The sequence below is a fragment of the Roseovarius ramblicola genome, assembly GCF_042430665.1.
Classification (GTDB): Bacteria; Pseudomonadota; Alphaproteobacteria; order Rhodobacterales; family Rhodobacteraceae; genus Roseovarius; species Roseovarius ramblicola.
Genome location: NZ_JBHMEC010000045.1, coordinates 1 through 610 on the forward strand (window position 1 = coordinate 1; position 610 = coordinate 610).

1 protein-coding gene is annotated in these 610 nt (G+C 65.7%); it reads right to left on the reverse strand.

Annotation, left to right across the window (positions count from 1 at the left end):
- On the reverse strand, window positions 1-610 hold a 610-nt coding region (locus ACFFU4_RS18330), incomplete at both ends, for a GTP-binding protein (RefSeq protein ID WP_377071345.1).

The following is a 610-nucleotide window of genomic DNA, read 5'->3' on the forward strand; positions in this document are numbered from 1 at the left end:
TCACCACCGTGCCCCGGCCGCTGATCGAGAACACGTCCTCGATCGGCATCAGGAACGGCTGGTCGATCGCGCGCTCGGGCGTCGGGATGAACTCGTCCACAGCCGCCATCAGCTCGCGGATCTTGTTCTCGCCGATCTCCGGGTCGCGCCCTTCCATCGCCGCCAGCGCGCTGCCCGCGATGATCGGAATGTCGTCGCCGGGGAAATCGTAGCTCGACAGAAGCTCGCGCACCTCCATCTCGACCAGCTCCAGAAGCTCCTCGTCATCGACCTGGTCGACCTTGTTGAGGAACACCACCAGCGCCGGAACCCCGACCTGGCGCGCCAGAAGGATGTGCTCGCGCGTCTGCGGCATCGGGCCATCGGCGGCGTTCACCACCAGGATCGCGCCGTCCATCTGCGCCGCGCCGGTGATCATGTTCTTGACGTAGTCGGCGTGGCCGGGGCAATCCACATGCGCGTAGTGCCGCGCCTCGGTCTCGTATTCCACATGCGCCGTCGAGATCGTGATCCCGCGCGCCTTCTCCTCCGGCGCGCCGTCGATCTGGTCATAGGCCCGGAAATCACCGAAATACTTCGTGATCGCCGCCGTCAGAGTCGTCTTGCCGTG